The 20,763-nt window shown below is 57.2% G+C and carries 22 protein-coding genes; 11 read left to right on the top strand and 11 right to left on the bottom strand.

Annotation, left to right across the window (positions count from 1 at the left end):
• Positions 1-91: 91 nt before the first annotated feature.
• Positions 92-925: a pyruvate, water dikinase regulatory protein gene (locus Q1J88_RS03875; protein ID WP_301116189.1), complete on the bottom strand. Its 834-nt coding sequence runs from the start codon at positions 923-925 to the stop codon at positions 92-94.
• A gap of 166 nt (positions 926-1,091) precedes the next feature.
• On the opposite strand from Q1J88_RS03875, the gene ppsA reads away from it, so the two are divergent.
• The 3 genes from ppsA to Q1J88_RS03860 all read left to right on the top strand — a co-directional run bounded on the left by ppsA (position 1,092) and on the right by Q1J88_RS03860 (position 5,688).
• Entirely contained in the window at positions 1,092-3,482 is a 2,391-nt protein-coding gene (ppsA, locus tag Q1J88_RS03870; protein WP_301116188.1) for a phosphoenolpyruvate synthase, read from the top strand.
• Between the two features lie 148 nt (positions 3,483-3,630).
• Entirely contained in the window at positions 3,631-4,929 is a 1,299-nt protein-coding gene (locus Q1J88_RS03865) for an NAD(P)/FAD-dependent oxidoreductase (protein ID WP_301116187.1), read from the top strand.
• A gap of 21 nt (positions 4,930-4,950) precedes the next feature.
• Positions 4,951-5,688: a methylated-DNA--[protein]-cysteine S-methyltransferase gene (locus Q1J88_RS03860; RefSeq protein ID WP_301116186.1), complete on the top strand. Its 738-nt coding sequence runs from the start codon at positions 4,951-4,953 to the stop codon at positions 5,686-5,688.
• A 48-nt stretch (positions 5,689-5,736) separates the two neighbouring features.
• Here Q1J88_RS03860 and smpB read toward each other — a convergent pair whose 3' ends face one another.
• Positions 5,737-6,192: an SsrA-binding protein SmpB gene (smpB, locus tag Q1J88_RS03855; RefSeq protein WP_301116185.1), complete on the bottom strand. Its 456-nt coding sequence runs from the start codon at positions 6,190-6,192 to the stop codon at positions 5,737-5,739.
• Between the two features lie 61 nt (positions 6,193-6,253).
• On the opposite strand from smpB, the gene Q1J88_RS03850 reads away from it, so the two are divergent.
• From Q1J88_RS03850 to Q1J88_RS03840, 3 genes are all read left to right on the top strand, one after another.
• Positions 6,254-6,688: a type II toxin-antitoxin system RatA family toxin gene (locus Q1J88_RS03850; protein WP_301116184.1), complete on the top strand. Its 435-nt coding sequence runs from the start codon at positions 6,254-6,256 to the stop codon at positions 6,686-6,688.
• A complete protein-coding gene (locus Q1J88_RS03845; RefSeq protein WP_301116183.1) occupies positions 6,678-7,088 on the top strand; it encodes an RnfH family protein in 411 nt (136 codons plus the stop codon). The genes Q1J88_RS03850 and Q1J88_RS03845 overlap by 11 nt, the downstream gene beginning before the upstream one ends.
• Before the next feature lie 65 nt (positions 7,089-7,153).
• Positions 7,154-8,365 (top strand): enoyl-CoA hydratase/isomerase family protein, encoded by a 1,212-nt coding sequence (locus Q1J88_RS03840; RefSeq protein ID WP_301116182.1) that lies wholly within the window; start codon positions 7,154-7,156, stop codon positions 8,363-8,365.
• A 45-nt stretch (positions 8,366-8,410) separates the two neighbouring features.
• Here Q1J88_RS03840 and Q1J88_RS03835 read toward each other — a convergent pair whose 3' ends face one another.
• Positions 8,411-9,358 (bottom strand): folate-binding protein, encoded by a 948-nt coding sequence (locus tag Q1J88_RS03835; protein ID WP_301116181.1) that lies wholly within the window; start codon positions 9,356-9,358, stop codon positions 8,411-8,413.
• 123 nt (positions 9,359-9,481) lie between these two features.
• On the opposite strand from Q1J88_RS03835, the gene mltG reads away from it, so the two are divergent.
• The 5 genes from mltG to Q1J88_RS03810 all read left to right on the top strand — a co-directional run bounded on the left by mltG (position 9,482) and on the right by Q1J88_RS03810 (position 13,925).
• Positions 9,482-10,495: an endolytic transglycosylase MltG gene (gene mltG, locus Q1J88_RS03830; RefSeq protein ID WP_301116180.1), complete on the top strand. Its 1,014-nt coding sequence runs from the start codon at positions 9,482-9,484 to the stop codon at positions 10,493-10,495.
• Positions 10,495-11,148 (top strand): dTMP kinase, encoded by a 654-nt coding sequence (tmk, locus tag Q1J88_RS03825; protein WP_301116179.1) that lies wholly within the window; start codon positions 10,495-10,497, stop codon positions 11,146-11,148. Before mltG ends, tmk begins: the two co-directional genes overlap by 1 nt.
• A complete protein-coding gene (holB, locus tag Q1J88_RS03820) occupies positions 11,145-12,188 on the top strand; it encodes a DNA polymerase III subunit delta' (RefSeq protein ID WP_301116177.1) in 1,044 nt (347 codons plus the stop codon). The genes tmk and holB overlap by 4 nt, the downstream gene beginning before the upstream one ends.
• A gap of 20 nt (positions 12,189-12,208) precedes the next feature.
• Entirely contained in the window at positions 12,209-12,979 is a 771-nt protein-coding gene (locus Q1J88_RS03815; RefSeq protein WP_301116175.1) for a TatD family hydrolase, read from the top strand.
• A gap of 76 nt (positions 12,980-13,055) precedes the next feature.
• Positions 13,056-13,925 carry an ankyrin repeat domain-containing protein gene (locus Q1J88_RS03810; RefSeq protein ID WP_301116174.1) on the top strand — a complete coding sequence of 290 codons (870 nt, stop codon included), beginning with the start codon at positions 13,056-13,058 and terminating at the stop codon, positions 13,923-13,925.
• Positions 13,926-13,933: 8 nt separating this feature from the next.
• Here Q1J88_RS03810 and Q1J88_RS03805 read toward each other — a convergent pair whose 3' ends face one another.
• From Q1J88_RS03805 to Q1J88_RS03770, 8 genes are all read right to left on the bottom strand, one after another.
• The gene (locus Q1J88_RS03805; RefSeq protein ID WP_301116173.1) at positions 13,934-14,779 is read right to left on the bottom strand and encodes an RsiV family protein; all 846 of its coding nucleotides are present in this window, start codon (positions 14,777-14,779) and stop codon (positions 13,934-13,936) included.
• Positions 14,780-14,796: 17 nt separating this feature from the next.
• Positions 14,797-15,498, bottom strand: a complete 702-nt coding sequence (locus tag Q1J88_RS03800) for a glutathione binding-like protein (protein WP_301116172.1) — start codon at positions 15,496-15,498, stop codon at positions 14,797-14,799.
• Positions 15,499-15,513: 15 nt separating this feature from the next.
• Positions 15,514-15,996: a glutathione peroxidase gene (locus Q1J88_RS03795; RefSeq protein ID WP_301116171.1), complete on the bottom strand. Its 483-nt coding sequence runs from the start codon at positions 15,994-15,996 to the stop codon at positions 15,514-15,516.
• A 115-nt stretch (positions 15,997-16,111) separates the two neighbouring features.
• Positions 16,112-16,939: an SDR family oxidoreductase gene (locus tag Q1J88_RS03790; RefSeq protein WP_301116170.1), complete on the bottom strand. Its 828-nt coding sequence runs from the start codon at positions 16,937-16,939 to the stop codon at positions 16,112-16,114.
• 45 nt (positions 16,940-16,984) lie between these two features.
• Positions 16,985-17,602, bottom strand: a complete 618-nt coding sequence (locus Q1J88_RS03785) for a cysteine hydrolase (RefSeq protein ID WP_301116169.1) — start codon at positions 17,600-17,602, stop codon at positions 16,985-16,987.
• Positions 17,599-18,132 carry an aromatic-ring-hydroxylating dioxygenase subunit beta gene (locus Q1J88_RS03780; RefSeq protein ID WP_301116168.1) on the bottom strand — a complete coding sequence of 178 codons (534 nt, stop codon included), beginning with the start codon at positions 18,130-18,132 and terminating at the stop codon, positions 17,599-17,601. Before Q1J88_RS03780 ends, Q1J88_RS03785 begins: the two co-directional genes overlap by 4 nt.
• A 27-nt stretch (positions 18,133-18,159) precedes the next feature.
• Positions 18,160-19,464 (bottom strand): aromatic ring-hydroxylating dioxygenase subunit alpha, encoded by a 1,305-nt coding sequence (locus Q1J88_RS03775; RefSeq protein WP_301116167.1) that lies wholly within the window; start codon positions 19,462-19,464, stop codon positions 18,160-18,162.
• A 24-nt stretch (positions 19,465-19,488) separates the two neighbouring features.
• Positions 19,489-20,679, bottom strand: coding sequence for an ABC transporter substrate-binding protein (locus tag Q1J88_RS03770; RefSeq protein WP_301116166.1), 1,191 nt, complete (start codon positions 20,677-20,679; stop codon positions 19,489-19,491).
• Between the last annotated feature and the right edge of the window lie 84 nt (positions 20,680-20,763).

Here is a 20,763-nt window from a genome sequence, read left to right as displayed (position 1 = left end):
CGAGCGTGGTATGACCCATTACGACACCCGCAGCATTACGGCACCCGCAGTAGTTACCGTTTGCGGATTAAGGTCCGATCAACCGTTCTTATCAATAACTGCGGCGATTGAGGCCGATTTCTTCCAGGATTTTGGTGGAAATTTCTTCGATTGACCGGGTAGTTGTGGACAGGCAGGGGATGTTTTCCATGCGCATCAGGCGTTCGGCTTCGGCGACTTCGTAGCGGCATTGCTGAAGCGAGGCGTACTGGCTGCCGGGCCGGCGTTCGTTGCGCACTTCGGCGAGCCGTTCGGGCTGGATGGACAGGCCAAAGAGTTTGCCGCGGTATGGAGCAAGGGTGGCGGGCAGGGTGCCACGCTCGAAATCTTCGGGAATCAGGGGGAAATTGGCGGCTTTGACCGCATACTGCATGGCCAGATACAGGCTGGTGGGGGTTTTTCCGCAGCGGGAAACGCCCACCAGGATGACGTCGGCCTGTTCAAGCCCGTGAACAAACTGTCCGTCGTCGTGTGCGAGGCTGAAGTTGATGGCCTCGATACGGTTGTGATATTGGGGCGAAAGGCCTCCCATATGGGAGCGGCCGATAGAGTGGCTCGATTTCATGTCGAGCGCCTCTTCGATAGGCTTGACAAAGGTGCCGAACAGGTCGAGGAAGGTGCAGTTGGACTGGCGGATGACGTAGGCGATGTCGGGGTTGACCAGGGTGCTGAAAACCAGTGGTGGACGCTGTTCTTTTTCGGCGCATCGATTGATGCGATTGGCGGCTTCGGTGGCCTTTTCGATCCCATCGATAAAGGGAATCCGCACGGGTGTGAATTTGACTTGTTCGAATTGCGACAGGACGGCATGTGAGAAGGTTTCGGCAGTGATGCCCGTGCTGTCGGAGACGATGAAAACGGTGTGCTCGATGGGTGTGGATGTCATGAGGGGGGAAGGCGGCAGAATGGGTGGGGAAACGAGTACAATCGAACCTTGCGCGGCTTTTTGGCCGCCAAGCCTGTTTGGCCAGAGCATAGATTGTAGGTCACATCTGCCGGCTGTGTGTGCTCTTGCCAAACAAGCTTTCTTCTATAGTGTTAAAGGTGACTTTATGTCTTACGTAGTATCGTTCGAGCAGCTCCGCATGACGGATGTTGACTCGGTGGGGGGCAAAAACGCTTCCCTGGGCGAAATGATCAGCCAGCTGGCGGGAGCCGGGGTGCGGGTTCCCGGTGGCTTTGCCACCACGGCTGACGCCTTTCGCGAGTTTCTGAAGTCCACAGGGCTCGACGAGCGTATTGCCCAACGTCTTTCCACGCTCAACCCTGACGATGTCCGCGAACTTGCCGAAGCCGGTTCCCAGATCCGTCAGTGGATCGTCGAAACTCCATTCCCTGAAGCTCTCGAAAAAGCCATCCGAGAGGCATTCGCCAAGCTCGACGCCGACGGCAAGGGCTCTTTTGCCGTGCGTTCGTCCGCCACTGCCGAAGACCTTCCCGATGCATCGTTTGCAGGCCAGCAGGAAACCTTCCTGAACGTTGTCGGCATCGATGATGTGCTCGACAAGGTGCGTCAGGTTTTCGCTTCGCTGTACAACGACCGTGCCATTTCGTATCGCGTACACAAGGGTTATGCACACGCCGAGGTCGCGCTGTCAGCCGGTATCCAGCGCATGGTGCGTTCCGACAAAGGTAGCGCCGGGGTGATGTTTACCCTGGATACCGAATCGGGCTTCAACGATGTGGTGTTCATCACGTCGTCTTACGGTCTGGGCGAAACCGTGGTGCAGGGCGCTGTCAACCCTGACGAGTTCTACGTATTCAAGCCTACGCTGGCAGCAGGCCATTACCCTATTATCAGCCGTCGCATCGGCTCCAAGCTTATCAAGATGGAGTTCAACCCCGACCGCAGCGCCGGCGAAGGCGTGCGTACGGTAGATGTGCCCGTTTCCGAGCGCAACCGCTATTCGCTTACCGATGACGAGGTCATCGAACTGGCGCGCTATGCCGTCATTATCGAGCAGCACTACAAGCGGCCGATGGATATCGAGTGGGGCCGCGATGGTGTTGACGGCAAGATCTATATCCTTCAGGCTCGCCCCGAAACGGTCAAGTCGCAACAGGGGCCGCAAGACGTCCAGGAACGCTATCGCCTGAAAGCGACCGGCGAGATCCTTGTTACCGGTCGTGCAATCGGTCAAAAGATCGGCTCCGGCAAGGTTCGCATTGTGGGCGATATCTCGCAGATGGATCAGGTCAAGGCCGGTGACATCCTGGTTACTGACATGACCGATCCAAACTGGGAGCCGGTGATGAAGCTGGCCTCGGCGATTGTCACGAACCGTGGCGGCCGTACTTGTCACGCCGCCATCATCGCACGCGAGCTGGGCATTCCGGCTGTGGTCGGATGCGCAAATGCCACCGATGTGCTCGAAGACGGCAAGGAAGTTACCGTATCGTGCGCTGAAGGCGACGAAGGCCGAATTTACGACGGCCTGATCGAAACCGAAATCGAAGAAGTGCGCTGGGGCGAAATGCCCGACATCGGCCTCAAGGTCATGATGAACGTGGGCAACCCGCAACTGGCGTTCGACTTCTCGCAGATCCCGAACGCCGGCGTAGGCCTGGCTCGTCTCGAATTCATCATCAACAACAACATCAATGTCCACCCGAAGGCCGTTCTCGACTACCCCAATGTCGACAGCGAGCTCAAAAAAGCGGTGGAATCGGCGGCCCGTGGTTACGCAAGCCCACGCGCTTTCTTTGTCGAGAAGCTTGCCGAGGGTGTGGCCACCATTGCAGCGGCCTTCTACCCGAAGCCGGTCATTGTTCGTTTGTCCGACTTCAAGTCCAACGAATATCGCAAGCTCGTTGGCGGCTCGCGCTACGAGCCCGAAGAAGAGAACCCGATGCTGGGCTTCCGCGGTGCATCGCGTTACCTGTCGGCCGAGTTCGAAGAATGCTTCCGCATGGAATGCGAAGCGCTCAAGAAGGTGCGCGACGAAATGGGCCTGACCAACGTCGAGATCATGGTGCCGTTCGTGCGTACAGTATCGCAGGCCGAGCGTGTGGTCGATCTGCTGGCACGCAATGGGCTGGCACGCGGCGAAAACGGTCTGCGCCTGATCATGATGTGCGAAGTGCCGTCCAACGCGCTTCTGGCCGATAAGTTCCTGCAGCATTTCGATGGTTTCTCCATCGGTTCAAACGACATGACCCAGCTCACACTGGGCCTCGATCGTGATTCGGGCATGGAGCTGCTTGCCGCCGACTTCGACGAACGCGACGAAGCAGTCAAGTTCATGCTGAACCGCGCCATCAAGGCATGTCTGGCTGCCGGCAAATATGTTGGCATTTGCGGTCAGGGCCCCAGCGATCATCCTGATCTGGCCGAGTGGCTTCGCGACGAAGGCATATTGTCGATGTCGCTCAACCCCGATACGGTGGTTGAAACCTGGCAAAGGCTGGCCAAAAGCGGCAGCATGGCCTCCAGCGCTAATTAAGTAGTGCGCGCGCCATGCTCCGGCACAGGCCGGGGCATGGCGCGATCTTGCTGCTGGAGTTGCCTCCGCATTTCCACTGGGTCCCTCCGCGTCGCTCATGGCATCATCGTGAGTGTGCGCTGACCGAATCATCCCGAAAGGAAGATGCATGGACGAACAGGCACACAAAGTGGTTATTGTTGGTGGCGGCGCAGGAGGCCTTGAACTGGCCTCCAAACTGGGGCGTCAGTTCGGCCCTGAACACATCTTTCTGGTCGACAATGCGTCCGACCATATCTGGAAGCCCTCGCTCCACGAAGTGGCAGCGGGTACGCTTGATATTCATCGAGAGGGATTGTCTTACGCCATGATGGCGAAGGACAACGGCTTCACCTTTATCTACGGCGAGATGTCGGGCATGGACCGCGACGCGCGTCTGATTCGTTTGAATCCCGTCGTGGACGACAATCATGTGATCTTCCCGGCTCGTCAGGTGTCGTACGACACACTGGTAATTGCGGTAGGAAGCCGCTCAAACTTTTTCGGTACGCCTGGCGCCTCGGAGTTCGCCGTAGCTCTGGATTCAACCCAGCAGGCCGAACGCTTTCGCAAATTGTTTTTGCGCAAGCTGGTTATCGCCAATAACAGCCCCGAGCCTCCAGACCCGTTGAGAATCGCAATCGTAGGTGGTGGAGCGACTGGCGTTGAGCTTGCGGCAGAATTGGTCGAAGCGAGCCACAACATTCGCTATTACGGTCTGGACCGCTTTGATCCGGTGCACGGGGTGCAGATTATCTTGCTCGAAGGTGCAGATCGCATATTGTCTGCCCTGCCTCCGAAAATGTCCGCTGCTGCTGAGCGCCTGCTGCGACAACGCGGTATCGAGGTGCGTACGTCCGTCCGTGTAGCGTCGGTGCAGGAAAAATCGCTTACCGACTCGAATGGCGGCCAGTATCCCTGCGATATCTGCGTGTGGGCTGCCGGCATCGAGGCACCGTCATTCCTGGCCACGCTGGGTCTCGAAGTCAATCACCTCAACCAGATTATTGTTGACCGTCGCCTGCGCACGGATGACCCCAACATTTTCGCTCTGGGAGACTGCGCCCAGGTGCCCTGGAGCAAAGAGGGCGAATATTTGCCAGCCCGCGCCCAGGTTGCGCATCAACAGGCCAAGTACCTCATGCCGGTTCTGGGCGCGCGTATTCGAGGAGCCGAAGTGCCGGCCGAACCCTTCCGGTTCAAGGATTACGGTTCGCTGGTTGCGGTGGGACATACCCGCGGCGTGGGCAGTCTCATGGGGGTGCTCTCGGGCAAGAGCTGGTTTGTGGAAGGGCTTGTGGCGCGGGTCATGTACATGAGCCTGCACCTGATGCATCATCTGGCGGTGTTGGGCCTGGTGCGTACCAGTGTCATGGCCATAGGGCGACTCTTGCTCAAACGAAGTGCGCCACGCGTTAAACTACATTGAGTGTTCACTCGTCTGCCAGCCATGAATCACGCACGCATTGATTCACCCTTTGGTCCTATGTTGATATGTGGTGATGAGAAGGGCTTGTCCGGGCTGTACTTTTTCGATCAGAAGGATTGTCCTTCGATACCCCAAGGGGTACCTGTGGGCTCCGAGGCACCGGTTTCCGAGTCGCTGCAGACCAGTGACGCTGCGCTGCGTGCTCTTCGACCCATTCGGCGCATGGGAGAAGGGCAAGCCCAAATGACGCTGTTCGCAGGCGATTCTGCTTCGTCGGGCGCCCAAAGCGAAGGAAATGTGTCACAGCGGCCTTCAAATTCCGGAACGAAACTCACCGGCACCGCGGTCTCGCCCGGGCGGCAGTACTGCGAGCCCCAATGGCTACAGGAAGATACGCCCGTCGAAGTCCAGCGTCTGTTCACGCTCGCCCAGGCGCAGCTCGCCGAATATTTTTCTGGAAAGCGTACTGGCTTTGACTTGCCCTTGAATCTGTTGGGTACCGAGTTTCAGGTACAGGTATGGAAAGCCTTGTGCCAGGTGCCATACGGCGCATTGGCGTCGTATGGCGAACTTGCCGCCATGGCCGGACTGGGTCCGAGTCACGGAAGGGCTGTGGGCACGGCGGTAGGGCGAAACCCGGTGTCGATTGTCGTACCATGCCATCGCATCATCGGTTCGAACAGGACGCTTACCGGGTACACCGGCGGACTCTCACGCAAAGTGGCCCTGCTCGAACTGGAAGGATTTGCGTTCGCATAGCGCAGCTGTTTCGTTATCGGTACGCCTGAGTATGTGACCCGGCAAGATTTACTTGTTGCGGGTATCGTGCTTGAGCAGGCGCTCTTTTTCGCGTTGCCAGTCCTTGTCTCTTGCGGTGTCACGCTTGTCGTGCAGTTTTTTGCCGCGTCCCAGGCCGAAGTCCATCTTGATGCGACCATTCTTGTAATGAAGGTTGAGCGGAACCAGCGTGTATCCGCGCTGTTCGACCTTGCCGATAAGCTTTTTGATTTCGTCGGCACGCAGTAAAAGTTTGCGCGTCCGGGTGGAGTTTGGATGGATGTGCGTAGATGCCGTAGGCAGCGGGCTGATGTGCATGCCTACAACAAAAACTTCGCCATCGCGCACGATGATGTAGCTTTCCTTGATCTGCACATGGCCGGCACGGATAGCCTTGACCTCCCAGCCTTCAAGCACAAGACCGGCTTCGAAACGGTCTTCGATGAAGTAATCGTGGGTTGCCTTGCGGTTGTCGACAATGCTCATGAATCAAAGGGTATCTGCGTAGAAGGTAAAATCATTACATTCTATACATTTACGGAATTCGATGCATACAGTCCAACGCTCCGTTCTGGTCCCATACAGCAGAGAACAAATGTTTGATCTGGTGGCCGACGTCGACAAATATCCTGAATTCATGCCGTGGTGCGGCGGCGCGCATGTTCAGCACCGCGATGAACATGGCATGCAGGCCTCCGTCACCATCAGTATTGCGGGTATCAAGCAAACGTTTACCACGCGCAACGAACACCAGTATCCGGAAACGATCACGATCCATCTGGTTGATGGTCCGTTTTCGGCCTTGACGGGAACCTGGAGGTTTCAGGAGCTGGCCCCCGACGCCTGCAAGGTCCTTTTCACGATGGAATACGCCTTTTCCAATCGCGCTCTTGAAATGGTGGTGGGGCCTGTGTTCAATCGCATTGCCACAAGCTTTATAGATTCGTTCACCCAGCGGGCCCAGGCATGTTATGACGACTGAACCAACTGCGCTATCGTTGCTGGATGATGCGCCGGCAGCGTCCTGCGTCGAACGACGGACTGGTGGCTGCCTGAACGTGTCTGTGATGTATGCCCGGCCAGAGGGATGCTGGCAGGTAGCGCTGACGGTGCCCGATGGTACCGATGTGGGGACGGCCATCAGGCTTAGCGGTTTTGACAAGGCGTTTCCGAAGATCGCCGAAACAAGTCCTGCTGTCGGAATATTCGGACGTCGCTGTCGCCGGGACGAGATCTTGTCCGAAGGTGACCGCATCGAGATTTATCGCCCCTTGACCTATGATCCCATGGAGTCGCGCAGACGCCGCGCCGCGCATCGCAAGGCGGCGGCGACAAAGGGCGCCTTTCGCCCTCGTCGTGTGCGTAACGGGATATCAAGCTGATCGATCCGCAAGGCGGCTCGGGCACTGACCCGTGCAGGGCCATGGATGGAGTTTTCGGAGACTGCATGAACGCTGACATATTGTTTGAAATTCTGGATGCTGCCGATGGCCGCAAGGTTGGGGTGGCGGTGTTGAACCGGCCCCAGATTCTGAACGGCCTATCTCTTGAAATGAGCCGGGCACTGGATCAACAGCTCCGGCAGTGGGAAGTCGACGACTCCATAGCCCTGGTCGTACTTACCAGCAAAGGTGACAAGGCTTTCTGTGCTGGTGGAGACCTGCACCGCTTGTACGCCTCCATGCAGGAGGCGGTGCCAGGGGATCCCTGGAGCAACGAGTATGCGCGCGAATTTTTTGCAGTGGAGTACCGGCTCGATTACCTGATACACCGGTATTCCAAGCCTGTCCTGTGTTGGGGTAGCGGGATTGTCATGGGCGGAGGTGTGGGGTTGATGATGGGGGCCAGTCATCGTGTCGGCACCGAGACAACACGCTTTGCCATGCCTGAAATCACGATCGGGGTGTTTCCGGATGTCGGTGGCACTTGGATGCTGGAACGCCTGCCGGCCGGCATCGGCATGTTTCTGGCCCTGACCGGTGCCCAGCTCGGTGCAGCTGACTGTCGCCATCTAGGGCTGATTGACTACTGCCTGTATTCGGCCGGTTGGCCCGCCGTTACCCAGGCACTTTGTCAGACAGAGTGGTCGGATGACCGGCATGAAAACGATGTACTGCTCGACAAGCTTTTGCGGTCGATGTCTGTTTCCGATATTGGCGCACCCGGCCCCTTGCAAAAGCATTATGAACGTATCGCTGAACAATGCGACGGCCCGGACCTTGAAGCCATTTGCGCCGGCTTGGCCGCATGGTGCGATTCCTCTGATCCCTGGCTGGCCAGGGCGGCCCAAACCTTTGTTCACGGCTCGCCCGGCTCGGCGCGCCTGAGCTTTGAGCTGCAGAAACGGGCACGGCGAATGTCGCTGGCGCAGGTGTTTCAGATGGAATACACGGCGATGATCCAGCGGGCGGCGAGCGCTGATTTCAAGGAAGGGATTCGTGCCTTACTGATCGACAAGGACATGACGCCGGCCTGGAACCCCGCCTCAATCCAGGAGACAGACCGTAAATGGGTTGAGCAGTTTTTTGAGCCGGCTTGGCCGGCCCACCTGGAGCACCCGCTTGCAAATCTTGAAAAAGACAGCCCCCGGCAGGCGCGCCGGCAGGGGCTGTCGGCGACGCGCTCCGGGAAGACCGAGCATACAGGCAGCGCTACTTAGCGGTAAGGAACGGGCAGGCCCGGATGAGCCGGCAAGCCCGGATCCTCAGGTTTCCTGGATATGCTCAATGGCGTATGGCAACGGATGCAGGGCGATGGGCGTGCCCTCGGCAGAGCCAAGACGATATTGAGCGGTACTCATGTCAGACAGATGCACTTCCAGCAGCAGGTGGGTCTGCCCTGCGCGTGCCGCGGCGTTGATGACGCGGCCGCTGGGCGACTCGGGGCGTTCGGCATCATAAATATCGGTGCCGGCCACTGGTATTTCATCCGTCGTGTCGGCGACTCCGTAGGCCATGCGGCGTTTCACGATTCCGCGATAGTGGCTGCGAGCCACCACTTCCTGACCGGGGTAGCAACCTTTGGTGAAGTTGACTCCGTCAATCAGGTCGAGATTGAGCGTTTGAGGGATAAAAACATCCTGGGTGGCGGTTTCGATCCAGGGCAGACCCGCTTCGATGTCGGCCGCTTTCCAGGCATCCTGTTGGGACGAGGACGCGGGAACCGGGTCGTGTCCAGGGGTAATCAACCACCAGCGCTGTTCAGAGGCATCGGCTGCGGGCGCGTTGATCCAGATGCCCTGGGCGTCTTTTACGACAGACCACGTGGCGCCGTTGGCAGGCGGTGTCAATGAAACCGTACTATCTGAATTTTTCGGTGCAGTGCTGATGCCCAGTACTTTCAGGTCGGATACTTCGAGTTTGGCTTTGGCGCGCAAGACAAACATCGACAGCCGCTTGACGAGGGGGGCCGCAATATCGGCCTTGACCAGGGCGAGCAGGCTTTCTTCATTGTCCGGATCCCGCAGGATGATCAGGGTGGCCAGTACACGTCCCTTGGGCGTGCAGTAAGCCGCCAGGCGGGCGCGGCCGGGCGGCAGGCCGGCAATATCCTGGGTGAGTTGCCCGTGCAGGAAGTCAGCTGCATCGGCTCCCGACGCCCGCAGTACGGCAAGATCGTCAAGAAGAAGGGCGAAAGCAGGGGAATTATTCATAGAAGCCACAAGTCTTAAAGCAGAGAAGGCAAAAATTCGAGAACACTACCGTTTATCATACGGCAAACCAGAAGCGGCCCGGACAGGCTCTCGGCCCGAGGCTTAGGCTACACTTTAAGGTTCATGAAAATCAGATTTGGTTTATTCCTCTTATACAGTGTGTTGATCGTCGCTCTGGGTGCTGTTGCAGCCGGCGCGGGGGCCTGGTATTGGGCGATGCAGCGGGCGGTGCCCATGAACGCTGATCGGGTCGACTATCTCGTCGAACCCGGCAGTTCCCTGCACAGCGTTGCGCGGGCCATGAACGAGGCAGGCATCCAGATCGATAACCGGGCCTTTGTCGCCTTGGCGCGTTTTTCAAAACTCGACCGGCAGATCAAGGCGGGTGCCTACGAAGCCAAAAAGGGCGATACCGCATGGCAACTTCTTGAGCGTATGGCGCAGGGCGACATGACGCTTACGCGACTGACCCTTGTCGAAGGGTGGACATACCGTCAGATCCGCGATGCCTTGCGCGCCGATTCCAATGTCAGGCAAACGCTCGACGGCGTGTCCGACGAAGAGCTTCTTCAGCGCCTGGGGGCTGAACAGTCGCATCCCGAGGGTCTTTTCTATCCGGACACCTATGTATTCACGCCGGGTACCAGCGATTACGACATATTGCGGCGAGCGTATCACGCTCAAATGCAGCAGCTCGAAAAACTCTGGGCTGACCGCGAGGCAGATTTGCCCTTGTCCAGTCCCTATGAAGCATTGATTCTGGCGTCGATTGTCGAGAAAGAAACCGGTCATAGCGCTGATCGGGCCAGGGTGGCCGGTGTCTTTATCAACAGGCTTCGCATTCGAATGCCGTTGCAGACTGACCCCACAGTAATCTACGGCATGGGCGACGCCTACACGGGACGCATCCGAAAGCGCGATCTGCAAACCGATACGCCCTGGAACACGTATACACGGGGCGGCCTGCCCCCGACCCCCATCGCCAGTAGCGGCCTGGCTTCCTTGCATGCTGTTCTCCACCCCGAAAAGCACAAATATCTTTATTTTGTGTCGCGCGGGGACGGTACGAGCGAGTTCTCAGAAACCCTGGTGGCGCACAATCGCGCCGTCGCTAAATATATATTGGGACGACGTTGATGGCTCCGCAACGAGGCTGCTTCGTGACGCTTGAAGGGCTGGACGGCGCAGGCAAAAGCACCCACGTCGAAGGTCTGGTAAACCATCTTCGTGGACGGGGGCTTGATGTTGTCTGCACGCGAGAGCCCGGTGGTACCGAACTGGGCGAAACCTTGCGACACATTGTTCTTACTCAAACCATGCAGCTCGAAACCGAAACGCTGCTGATGTTCGCATCGCGTTGTGAACACCTGCGTACGGTAATTGAGCCCGCGCTGGCCGCCGGCAAGTGGGTGGTCTGTGATCGCTTTACCGATGCAACTTACGCCTATCAGGGCGGAGGCAGGCAACTGGGAACACATAAGGTCGAGGCACTTGAGGCGTGGCTGCATCCCGACCTTCAGCCGGACCGAACGTGGTTGTTTGATGTGCCTCTTGATGTGGCACGTGAACGGCTGTCGCGCAGCCGGGAACTAGACCGCTTCGAACAGGAAGGCGCCGATTTCTTTGAGCGCACGCGCGCGGCATACCACGAGCGCGCGCGGCAGCAGCCCGAACGATTCCGCATTCTCGATTCCAGCCGCGCGATTGAACATGTACGTGCCGAACTGTTTTCCCAAGCCGAAGAGCTGGAGCATGCGTGGCGAAAGGGGCGGCTGGAGGGCACGGCATGAGCTCAGCCGCCGGTTTTCTGCCGTGGCAGCAAACTATTGCGCGCCAATGGCTGTCGAAGCGGGATCGTTTTGCACATGCCTGGCTGATCCATGGCCTGGCCGGCATAGGAAAACGCCGGTTTGCCCTGGCCGCAGCCGCCAGTTTGCTGTGTGAAGCTCCCATCGATGGTCTGGCCTGTGGCAACTGCCCGGCTTGCGCCTGGGTTGCATCAGGAAACCATCCTGACCTGCGCCGGATCCGTCCTGACGCGATAGCTGCAGCAGAGGGCGATGACCCCGTGGCAGAGTCGACCGAAGCAGTGTCTTCCAAAGCGGCGCCTTCAAAAGATATACGCGTTGAACAGCTGCGTGCACTGCACAACTGGTTCAATACAGCCACTCACCGGGGCGGATGGCGCGTGGCAGTACTGTATCCGGCCGAGTCTTTAAACCTTATTTCTGCCAATGCACTTTTGAAAGTGCTGGAAGAGCCTCCCGCTCATACGGTCTTTTTGCTGACGGCGGATGCCCCGGACCGCATACTGCCCACGCTGGTTTCGCGCTGCCGTCGATTGCCATTGCCCATTCCCGACCCTGTTCAATGCCTGCCCTGGTTGAAAGAGCAGGGGCTGTCCGACCCGTCTCAGTGGCTGGCGGTGGCGGGCGGGGCGCCGCTCTTGGCGCTGGAACGCTTCCATTCAAATACTCAGGCGTGCCCCGAATGGATGGAGCGCTTTCTGGAAGTATTGGCTAGTGGACGGAGCCCTCAGATCGGACCGCTGGCTGATTTGCTCGAACAGCAGCCGCCAACGTTGTGGATTGATTTTCTGCAACGAATGATGGTTGATCTGTCTCTATCCGCTGTCGAGGGACCGGTCCGGTATTTCCCTGGCCAACAGGCCAGGATTCAGAAGATTGCCCGCCGAGCATCCGCTTCAAGGTTATCCGAAGCCGCAAAATGGCTGAGTTCCCAGCGTGCTGTAGCCGGCCATCCATTAAGTGCGAAGCTGTTTACCCACACTGTGCTGCAACGCGTCGCTCACGATTGCAGCCCCACCTGATTTGATGAAGTAGCTTGAACATGTTTGTTGATTCACATTGTCACCTTGATTTTCCTGAGCTGGCACAGAACCTGCCTGATATCCTGGCGCGCATGCAGCAAAATCAGGTGAGCCATGCGCTGGTGGTCAGTGTAAACATGCCGCAATGGCCGGGTCTGATGGAGCTTGTGGCTCCGCACCCTAATTTGTATGCTTCTGTCGGCGTCCACCCGGACTACGAAGACACTCCCGTTCCAAGCGCAGAGAAGCTGGCGGAAATGGCCGAACATCCCAAAGTTGTGGCCATTGGCGAAACGGGACTGGATTATTTTCGGCTTTCTGAACCTCTCGACTGGCAACGCGAGCGTTTTCGTGTTCATATTCGGGCCAGCCGTCAAAGCGGCTTGCCACTTATCATTCATACCAGGTCAGCCAGCGAAGACACGCTAAGGATCATGCGTGAAGAGGGGGCGGACGAATTTGGCGGCGTCATGCATTGCTTTACCGAATCGTGGGAAGTCGCCGAAGCTGCGATGGACATGAATTTCTATATATCCATGTCTGGCATTGTCACATTCAAGAAGGCGCAAGAACTGCAGGATGTTGCCACGCGAATACCTCTGGACCGGCTATTGATCGAAACAGATTCTCCCTTCCTGGCTCCGGTACCGTTTCGGGGTAAAGTTAACGATCCCTCCAAGGTCATACACGTTGCCGAGAAAATTGCCGAGTTGCGCGGCGTTTCAGTTGCAGAAATCGCAGAGCGAACGAAAGACAATTTTTTTAGTCTTTTCAATAAGATAAGAAGTTAATTTAACGTGGATTATTTAATAATTTAATTTAAATAATCTAAATTAGAAATCTTTTCTAACTCATTGATTTACAACAATGAATAAGTTTATTCGTGCCTTGTTTGCCGCCATCATGTTGACAGCCTCCTTTCAAGTGGCTTCGGCCTCTGTGTCCAAGGATTGGTGGGTCGACATTGCGAATGATCGGGTGGAGCAGATTCGGACCCAACTGGCGTTGGGCGACGACCCGAATGCGGTAAACAAGGACGGCCAACCCTCCCTGATGCTTGCCATCCAGGAAGGCGCATGGAAGGTGTACGATCTGCTTGTGAGGCATCGACAGATCGATGTCAACGCCGTCAATGGTCACGACGAGACGCCCCTGATGTACCTGGCAGTCATAGGCGAAACCAAAAGAGCCTCTGATCTGATTGCAAAAGGAGCGAAGGTCAATCGGCTGGGCTGGACGCCGTTGCATTACGCGGCTTCAAAAGGGCATCTCGAGACAGTCAAATTGCTTCTTTCACACAAGGCACTGGTCAACGCGCCGTCGCCTGACGGCACTTCACCGTTGATGATGGCAGCCTATGCGGGTAGTGAAGACGTCGTCCGTGTACTGTTGGCGGCAGGGGCTGACGTCACCGCACGCAATTTGCGTGGAGAAGATGCAGCTCTTTGGGCACGACGCAAGAACCATAACCAGCTGGCAGCAAAACTGGATGATCTGTCTGATCGTGTGCTGAAGAGCCGGGCTGCACGGGCGGCATCGGGTTCACAAGCGCTGCCCTCTGACCCCGGTCATGTGCAGACCCTGGATACCAGCAAAGATCCTGTCCCCGAGGCTGTGCAACGTGCTGAGCCTTCGCCGGACAGCTCCTCTACGGCGCAAGGTCAGGGCGAAGAAGCCGGCTCAACTTCGCGTTACTTCGATCTTGACCGTTTCGAAAGAGAGGATTCCGGCTATTGAAGTTTTGGTTACCCGGGGAGAAAGCGCGGGTTCAGGATGTCTTGCAGTTCGCTGTACGGAATCGTCAGTTCGGGTTGCCCATGTGAGTATGGGGCCAACTGGTACGAGTCATACTTGACGACCAGACCCGTGTCGGTCAGTGCAAAGTTTTCGCTTACCTGAAATGGCCATAATCTGTCATACGCCACGGGGTCGTTTTGTGCATCGGGATTTCCGGCGAGCCACCTCTTGTGGGCAGCGCGCAAGGCCTGTTCGTACTTGTCGTAGGCCCCCGGTCGCAGGATGTCAGCCATGCCAAGAACCTTTCCGTTAGCGTTGTCCCAGTTTAGAAACTGGGTGGCCGAAATGCCGTGAGCAGCCCCCGTATAGTACTGCCAGGTGTTAAGCTCGATGACAGTCAGCAGGCGACTGCGATACCGGGCTTTCGCCGAGAATACGGTAGAGTCGCGGGGCGCTGCGGTTTTCCAGAAATATTCCTCGTATTCGGCGATGGTGTCATAAGGCTGGGGATGGTCGGTGCTGACGCCGGTCATTACGGCCAAAGCATGATCAACCAGTTCCGTCAGGATAGGTACTCCCGGAAAAACCAGTGAATCCACCTCGATTTGTGGGCATTCACCCTTGCAATCCGGCTTGCTGCGCTTGTACTTGATTGGCTGGGTGAAAAGGCCGTCCTTGCTGCTTTCCTGCTCGATCTGGTCGGCCGGAATCAAGGTGATATTGTCGCGGGGGCCGCCGGCACAGGCTGCCAGTACGGCCGACAGCGCCAACAGGATACTGATGCGCGACGCGCGGCTAGCGGCAGGATGCAGGCTTTGGCCTGCAGCGCGGCGTGTAGCGAGAATTTCTTTCATCGTGTGCGCCTGGGTACTTATCTGACGGTCTGGGCGTTTTGGCCGAACAGGATGCGTCTGGCTTCTTCGTCGTGCACGGTGGGACCGCTGTTGATGGTCTTGGCCATTTCATACGCACGGATGGTTGCCGGGCGCTGGGCGATGGTGTCAAACCAGCGTTTCAGATTAGGGAAGTCGTTGAGATCCTGACTTTGTTTTTCGTGCGATACGATCCACGGATAGCAGGCCATGTCCGCGATAGAGTATTCGGTGCCCGCAACAAATTCGCGATCGGCCAGGCGCTTGTTCAGGACGCCATACAAGCGGCCTGTCTCGCCCACGTATCGGTCGATGGCGTACTGGATCTTTTCGGGCGCATAACCATTGAAGTGATGGTTTTGTCCGGCCATTGGGCCAAGGCCCCCCATCTGCCAGAACAGCCACTGCAAGACCTCGGTGCGTCCACGGAGGTCTGTCGGCAGAAAACGCCCGGTCTTTTCGGCCAGATACAGCAGCATGGCGCCAGACTCAAAAACCGAAATGGGTTCGCCGCCGCCCGCGGGATCGTGGTCGACCATGGCCGGGATGCGGTTATTGGGGGCGATTTTCAGAAACTCTGGCTTGAACTGGTCGCCCTTGCCGATATTTACCGGAATGAGCTTGTACTGCAAGCCGGTTTCTTCAAGGAATAGGGTGATTTTGTGTCCGTTGGGGGTGGTCCAGTAATACAGATCGATCATGAGTTTCCTTGAAGGTTAAGCCAACGCTTTTTCGATGTCGGCGCGAATTTCGTCGGGAGTGGTGGATGAGCCATAGCGTTCTATGACCTGGCCGTCGCGACCCACCAGGAATTTTGTGAAGTTCCATTTGATCGCTTTGGTACCAAGCACCCCGCTTTTTTCTTCTTTGAGCCAGTTATAAAGCGGGTGAGCATGCGGGCCGTTTACCTCGATTTTTTCGAACAATGGAAAACTGGCTTTATAGACGGTAGAGCAGAAGGTGAGGATGTCGACACTGTTACCGGGTTCCTGGTTGCCAAACTGGTTGCATGGAAACGCCAAGACGGTAAAGCCGCGGTCCTTGTAGTCGCGATAAAGCGCCTCAAGGCCTTCGTATTGAGGGGTATAGCCGCATTTGGAAGCTACATTGACAATTAAAGCAACCTGGCCAGCATAGCTGGAAAGATCGACGGGTTCGCCGGTAATCGACCTGGCCTGAAAAGAATGTAGCGAATTCATGATGCCCACACGCAAAAAAACTTTAAAGGCCCAAGCGCAACAGGCGTTGCGCATACGGGAGCCGACTATTTACTTTACCAGCGGCGTGGGCTGGGGGCAATGTGACCCCAATAAGCTAGTTTTGTTGCTTGAGAATGCGTTCGAACCATAGCCGGGGTGGTTGTCCCTGGTCGGGTCCCAGAATCGAGAAGCCGCCATCGACCGGAATATCGACTCCGGTGATCCACGAGGCAGCATCGCTGGCAAGGAAAGCAACGGCATTGCCTATTTCGCTTCCATGTCCGACCCGCCCCAAAGGGTGGAGCGCTGCGCCTACTCGATCGGCATCCGGGCGGGAGCCCTGGCTGAGCCGCTCTACAGAGGGCGACCATGTCCATGCCGGGGACACCGCCACAGCGCGGATGCCGTCGGGTGCGAGCGTGACAGCGAGGTTTTTGGTGAATTGGAGCATGGCGGCTTTTGACGCGGGATATAGGGCTCGACCCGCTGCGCCGAACTTGCCCCCGGTACTTCCCAGGTTGATGACCACGCTGCCCGGCTTCATCAGCGCACAGGCTTTTTGCGTGAAGATGGCTGCAGAGATCAGGTTGACCCCCAAGGTGTGGTGCCACTGCTCGCGCGTGGATGCGAGGCCGGCATCTTCGTAGATGCATGCGTTGTTGACGAGGATATCGAGACGTCCGAAAGTTTCCAGCGTCTTTCGCAGGCAGGCGTCGATGTCTTCGTCTTGCTGGATATCGGTGCAGCTGTACAGGGCCTTGGCCCCCTGGATGTGCAGCGATTCCACGAGTTCATTGCCCTTGTCGGCGTTGCGCCCCACGATGGTTACCGCGGCTCCGCAGCGGGCCAATACTCTGGCAATATCTGCGCCCAGACCTTGTGTACTTCCGGTAATGATGGCGGTTTTGCCTGTCAGATCAACGAGAGGGCGGGAGTCGGTCATGAGTATGCCTGGCAGCTTGTTGAATTAATACGGGTTAACGAGGTTTCATTCCGTTGGATAGGCCTGCGCCAGGTCGGCGGAGCTCAGGATGCGCGCAATCAGGCTCATGCTGTGCAAGGACGCGCGGTGTACGGAAAGATCGGCCGCAGAGCAGGCGTCGGCAGCGACGTCGACCTCGAAGCCCATATCCACGGCATGCCGAACCGTGCTTTCGACGACCGAATGCGTGGCCACCCCGGCTACGAGCAAGCGGGAAACACCCAATACCCGCAGGATTTCTTCCAGTTGCGACCCAAAAAAAGCATTGATGCGCGAGTGCTTGACAACAAATTCACGTTGGCTGGTGTAATGGGGCGCAAGACTGGAATAAAACTCGGCACCCCAGGTGCCGTCCTGTACTGCTCCCTGGGCAGCGACATTGCGAAATATGGGTGCATTGCGGATGATGTCGGCACCGTCTGGCCGGTAGGCGACCCGAACGTGCACAATTGGCATTTCTCGTGACCGGGCCCGCTCGAGCAGGGCTTCGGCAGTAGCGATTAGCCGGTCCCGTTCAGGGCTGTTTGCATCGATGCCGACACGAATGACGCCTTCGGGATGAAGCACATCGTTTTGATAATGCAGGGCCAATACGGCGGTGTCCCCGTAGTGTGCCTCGGTCATATGTAGACCTGAATGGCACTATGGACCGCATCGCAGTTGACGAGGTTCACCTGCTTCAGCCTGATGCGCCAACTGTCTTCGTGGGTTACCAGTTTATGGATGTAAGACCCGGCCATATGCCGTGGTTGATCCTTGCGCCACTCGGTCATATGAAAGGCGGAGCGAACGATAAGGCAGCCGTCTGGATCGGTGCCGTCTACCATGACGTTGCCGACCACGCGGGTAGCATGAGTGATGGGCTGCTGCGCCCAATTGCGCGGATGGTCCAGGGTACGCAGGCGCAACTCCCGCAACATGCCGTTATCCCAGCACAGCGAAATGTGGTCAAAAGGGCTGTTCTGGTCATGTTGCTGGGGAATCCAGTACATGCCGTCATCGGTCCAGAGATCGAGCCAGGCCTGCCACTGGCGCTCGTCCAGCAGGCGCGCCTCGTGGTAGATGAATTGCTGGATGCGATGATAGGTTTCGAGCGGAACGGTAACGTCCTTGGCCGGGACCGCAGAAACGTCAAGATCGATATCAAATAGCATAATGAAATACTCCTTGCTGCAATCGGATCAGACCTGGCCAAGCATGTATTGCTTCCAGGCCTTGAACTGGTTGCGCATCGGTAATTCGCTGGTGCCGTTGATGGAGGTCATGCCACCTTCAATCGGCCTGTCGGTACCTGCATAGCGGTGCTGGCTTACCCAGTCCCCACCATGTGTGGTGTTTCCCTGCTGGCAACGACCATACAGCTCGAGGTCGTCGGGCATGACGTTGGACGAAGGCGAATTGATCAGATTGGCGTACATGAGGCCCCGCTTGAAGATTGCTTCCGGAGCACCTTTCAACTTGAAGACCTGGATCTCGACCATGGTACGGTCTACTGCAATGGGGCGGATGACCCTGAACTGCTGAAAGACGGTGTGCGGGGATCCGCTGCCATAGATGATGGTGTTGTGGCGGTTTTCTCCGAGGATGGCCAGCGCGCGCTCCTTGCCGTATGCCTCGACCAGAGATTCGTAATGGGCTCGCGTGACGGGATCGGTATCGATGGCGCCCGGGTTGAAAATGCCTTCCATATAGCCATGGCCGTAATCAAATGCGACCAGCGAGAGCTTTTCCCAGAATTCGTAGGGTTCGCCGTTGCCATCCATGATGTGCAGCTCAAGGGGCATCTTGTCAAACGCTTCGGCTTGCTTGCGGGCCGACGAATACGATGATTCGTGCGTGACATTGGCATGCATGGTGTCGTGCAGGTTTTCGTAGAAGACCTTCCAGTTGGAAGGTTGCATGACCTTGAACGACCCGCCGGCCACTTCGACTTCGCCCAAGGGTGAGCGATCGCAAAGGTTGTCGATGGAAGAACGCACCCCGCCGAGGAAATCAAGCAGGGCGGGGCCCTCGGCGGCCTGGCTGACAAACACGAACCCACGGTAGCTTTCGACACGGGCAAGCGGCCGCATCGAGAACTCGGGTGAGGCCGGATCAAAGGTGGTCCCTTCGAAACCCCGGCGGATTGGCGCAGCAAGGTGGTTGCCATCAAGCTTGAATGTCCAGGCATGGTACGGACATCTGAAGAACTTGCCCGCGTTGCCACTTCCGCGCGCCACAAGCATGGCACCTTTGTGCGGGCAGCGGTTGTAAAGCACATGGACCTTGTTGTCGGTGCCACGTACCATGATGACATCCTGGTTGCCGATGAGGGTAGTGTGATAATCGCCCACATTCGGCACCTGGCTTTCATGCCCTGCGTAAATCCAGGCACGACCATAGATCCGGTCCATTTCCAGCTCGAACAGCTCGGGGTCAGTGTAGACCGACTTGTGGACGCTGTCGGGCCGGACGAGTTCGGCGATGCGTTCGTTGCTGTACGACATGGTGATGCTCCTGCTTTTGACTGCCTATGACTGACCCATCTTGCATTCGGCGGCGAACGGGTCTTGATAGTCCTCCAGAATGGTGCTTACGACTTTGTTGGTGATGCGGCCCTGGTCGTCCTTGATGACTTCTCGCAGGTAGTAATCCTGGATGGGGTACTGATTGGTGTTGAACTTGAAATCGCCGCGCACCGATTTGAAATTTGCGGCTCGCAGTGCCTGGCGGAACGCGTCTTTGTCTTCGATCTTGCCCTTGACATCTCGTACGGCTGCATCGAGCAACATGGCGGCGTCGTAGCCCTGCGACGCGTACAGCGTGGGGATGCGTCCGTATTCCTTTTCGAAATCGGCCACAAACTTCTTGTTCTGCGGGTTGTCCAGATCAGGTGACCATTGCGAAGAGTTGAAGGTGCCCACCATGGGGTCACCGACAGCCTTGATGGTGTCCTGGTCGCCCGAGAATCCCGGCATATAGATCTTCATGTTCTTGGATAGGCCGGAGCTTTCGAGCTGCTTGATGAAGCTGATTCCCATGCCCCCGGGAAGGAAGAAGAACACGGAATCGGCACCCGATGCGCGAGCCTGGGCAAGCTCTGCCGAAAAATCAAGCTGGCCAAGCTTGACGTAGACTTCGTCAGCGATCTCGCCTTTGTACAGACGCTTGAAACCACCGATAGACTCGCGTCCCCCAGGGTAATTGGGTGCAATCAGGAAAACGCTCTTGTGCTTTTGTTCGGTGACATATCTGCCCATGGCTGCGGGAATGTCTTCGTTTTGCCAAGAGACCACAAAGAAATTCGGATTGCAGTCCTTGCCGGCGTAATCGGCCGGACCAGTGTTGGTCGAGATATAGATCGTGTCACTGGACAGGATGCTGGGCATCAGTGGTAAAAGGACATTTGAAAACACCATTCCGGTCATGACGTCGACGCGGTCACGCTTGATAAGCCGGTCGGTAGCCTGCCGGCCAATATCGGCCTTTTGTTGATCGTCGACGACGATGACTTCGGTGTCCAGGTCGCCAAGCTTGCCCCCGGCATGCTTTAGTGCCAGTTGAAAGCCGTCGCGGATATCGATTCCCAGGGCGCCGCCCGGTCCCGAAAGAGTCGACAGGAAGCCTACCTTGATGGAATCCGCGGCATGGGCCGGCGAGAGGGTTAGTGCGGCTGCACACGCAGCAGCGAGCAGGCCAAGCTTGAACGAGGCGGGTTTCATATGCGTTGTCTCCGTATTTTTATGCAGTTGTACTGTGGAAAGCCCTGATCTAAGGCAGTTCCGAAGTGCAGAGCTTCCTTATAT

Origin of the sequence: Pusillimonas sp. (assembly GCF_029263785.1) — a bacterium.
Lineage (GTDB): Bacteria > Pseudomonadota > Gammaproteobacteria > Burkholderiales > Burkholderiaceae_B > Pusillimonas.
Note: the sequence above shows the minus strand (reverse complement) of the source record. Positions and strands in the feature narration are given on the sequence as shown.

Coding starts and splice junctions, on each gene's coding strand:
- Q1J88_RS03875 (WP_301116189.1), bottom strand. CDS start 925: ATGACATCCACACCCATCGAGCACACCGTTTTCATCGTCTCCGACAGC.
- ppsA (WP_301116188.1), top strand. CDS start 1,092: ATGTCTTACGTAGTATCGTTCGAGCAGCTCCGCATGACGGATGTTGAC.
- Q1J88_RS03865 (WP_301116187.1), top strand. CDS start 3,631: ATGGACGAACAGGCACACAAAGTGGTTATTGTTGGTGGCGGCGCAGGA.
- Q1J88_RS03860 (WP_301116186.1), top strand. CDS start 4,951: ATGAATCACGCACGCATTGATTCACCCTTTGGTCCTATGTTGATATGT.
- smpB (WP_301116185.1), bottom strand. CDS start 6,192: ATGAGCATTGTCGACAACCGCAAGGCAACCCACGATTACTTCATCGAA.
- Q1J88_RS03850 (WP_301116184.1), top strand. CDS start 6,254: ATGCATACAGTCCAACGCTCCGTTCTGGTCCCATACAGCAGAGAACAA.
- Q1J88_RS03845 (WP_301116183.1), top strand. CDS start 6,678: ATGACGACTGAACCAACTGCGCTATCGTTGCTGGATGATGCGCCGGCA.
- Q1J88_RS03840 (WP_301116182.1), top strand. CDS start 7,154: ATGAACGCTGACATATTGTTTGAAATTCTGGATGCTGCCGATGGCCGC.
- Q1J88_RS03835 (WP_301116181.1), bottom strand. CDS start 9,358: ATGAATAATTCCCCTGCTTTCGCCCTTCTTCTTGACGATCTTGCCGTA.
- mltG (WP_301116180.1), top strand. CDS start 9,482: ATGAAAATCAGATTTGGTTTATTCCTCTTATACAGTGTGTTGATCGTC.
- tmk (WP_301116179.1), top strand. CDS start 10,495: ATGGCTCCGCAACGAGGCTGCTTCGTGACGCTTGAAGGGCTGGACGGC.
- holB (WP_301116177.1), top strand. CDS start 11,145: ATGAGCTCAGCCGCCGGTTTTCTGCCGTGGCAGCAAACTATTGCGCGC.
- Q1J88_RS03815 (WP_301116175.1), top strand. CDS start 12,209: ATGTTTGTTGATTCACATTGTCACCTTGATTTTCCTGAGCTGGCACAG.
- Q1J88_RS03810 (WP_301116174.1), top strand. CDS start 13,056: ATGAATAAGTTTATTCGTGCCTTGTTTGCCGCCATCATGTTGACAGCC.
- Q1J88_RS03805 (WP_301116173.1), bottom strand. CDS start 14,779: ATGAAAGAAATTCTCGCTACACGCCGCGCTGCAGGCCAAAGCCTGCAT.
- Q1J88_RS03800 (WP_301116172.1), bottom strand. CDS start 15,498: ATGATCGATCTGTATTACTGGACCACCCCCAACGGACACAAAATCACC.
- Q1J88_RS03795 (WP_301116171.1), bottom strand. CDS start 15,996: ATGAATTCGCTACATTCTTTTCAGGCCAGGTCGATTACCGGCGAACCC.
- Q1J88_RS03790 (WP_301116170.1), bottom strand. CDS start 16,939: ATGACCGACTCCCGCCCTCTCGTTGATCTGACAGGCAAAACCGCCATC.
- Q1J88_RS03785 (WP_301116169.1), bottom strand. CDS start 17,602: ATGACCGAGGCACACTACGGGGACACCGCCGTATTGGCCCTGCATTAT.
- Q1J88_RS03780 (WP_301116168.1), bottom strand. CDS start 18,132: ATGCTATTTGATATCGATCTTGACGTTTCTGCGGTCCCGGCCAAGGAC.
- Q1J88_RS03775 (WP_301116167.1), bottom strand. CDS start 19,464: ATGTCGTACAGCAACGAACGCATCGCCGAACTCGTCCGGCCCGACAGC.
- Q1J88_RS03770 (WP_301116166.1), bottom strand. CDS start 20,679: ATGAAACCCGCCTCGTTCAAGCTTGGCCTGCTCGCTGCTGCGTGTGCA.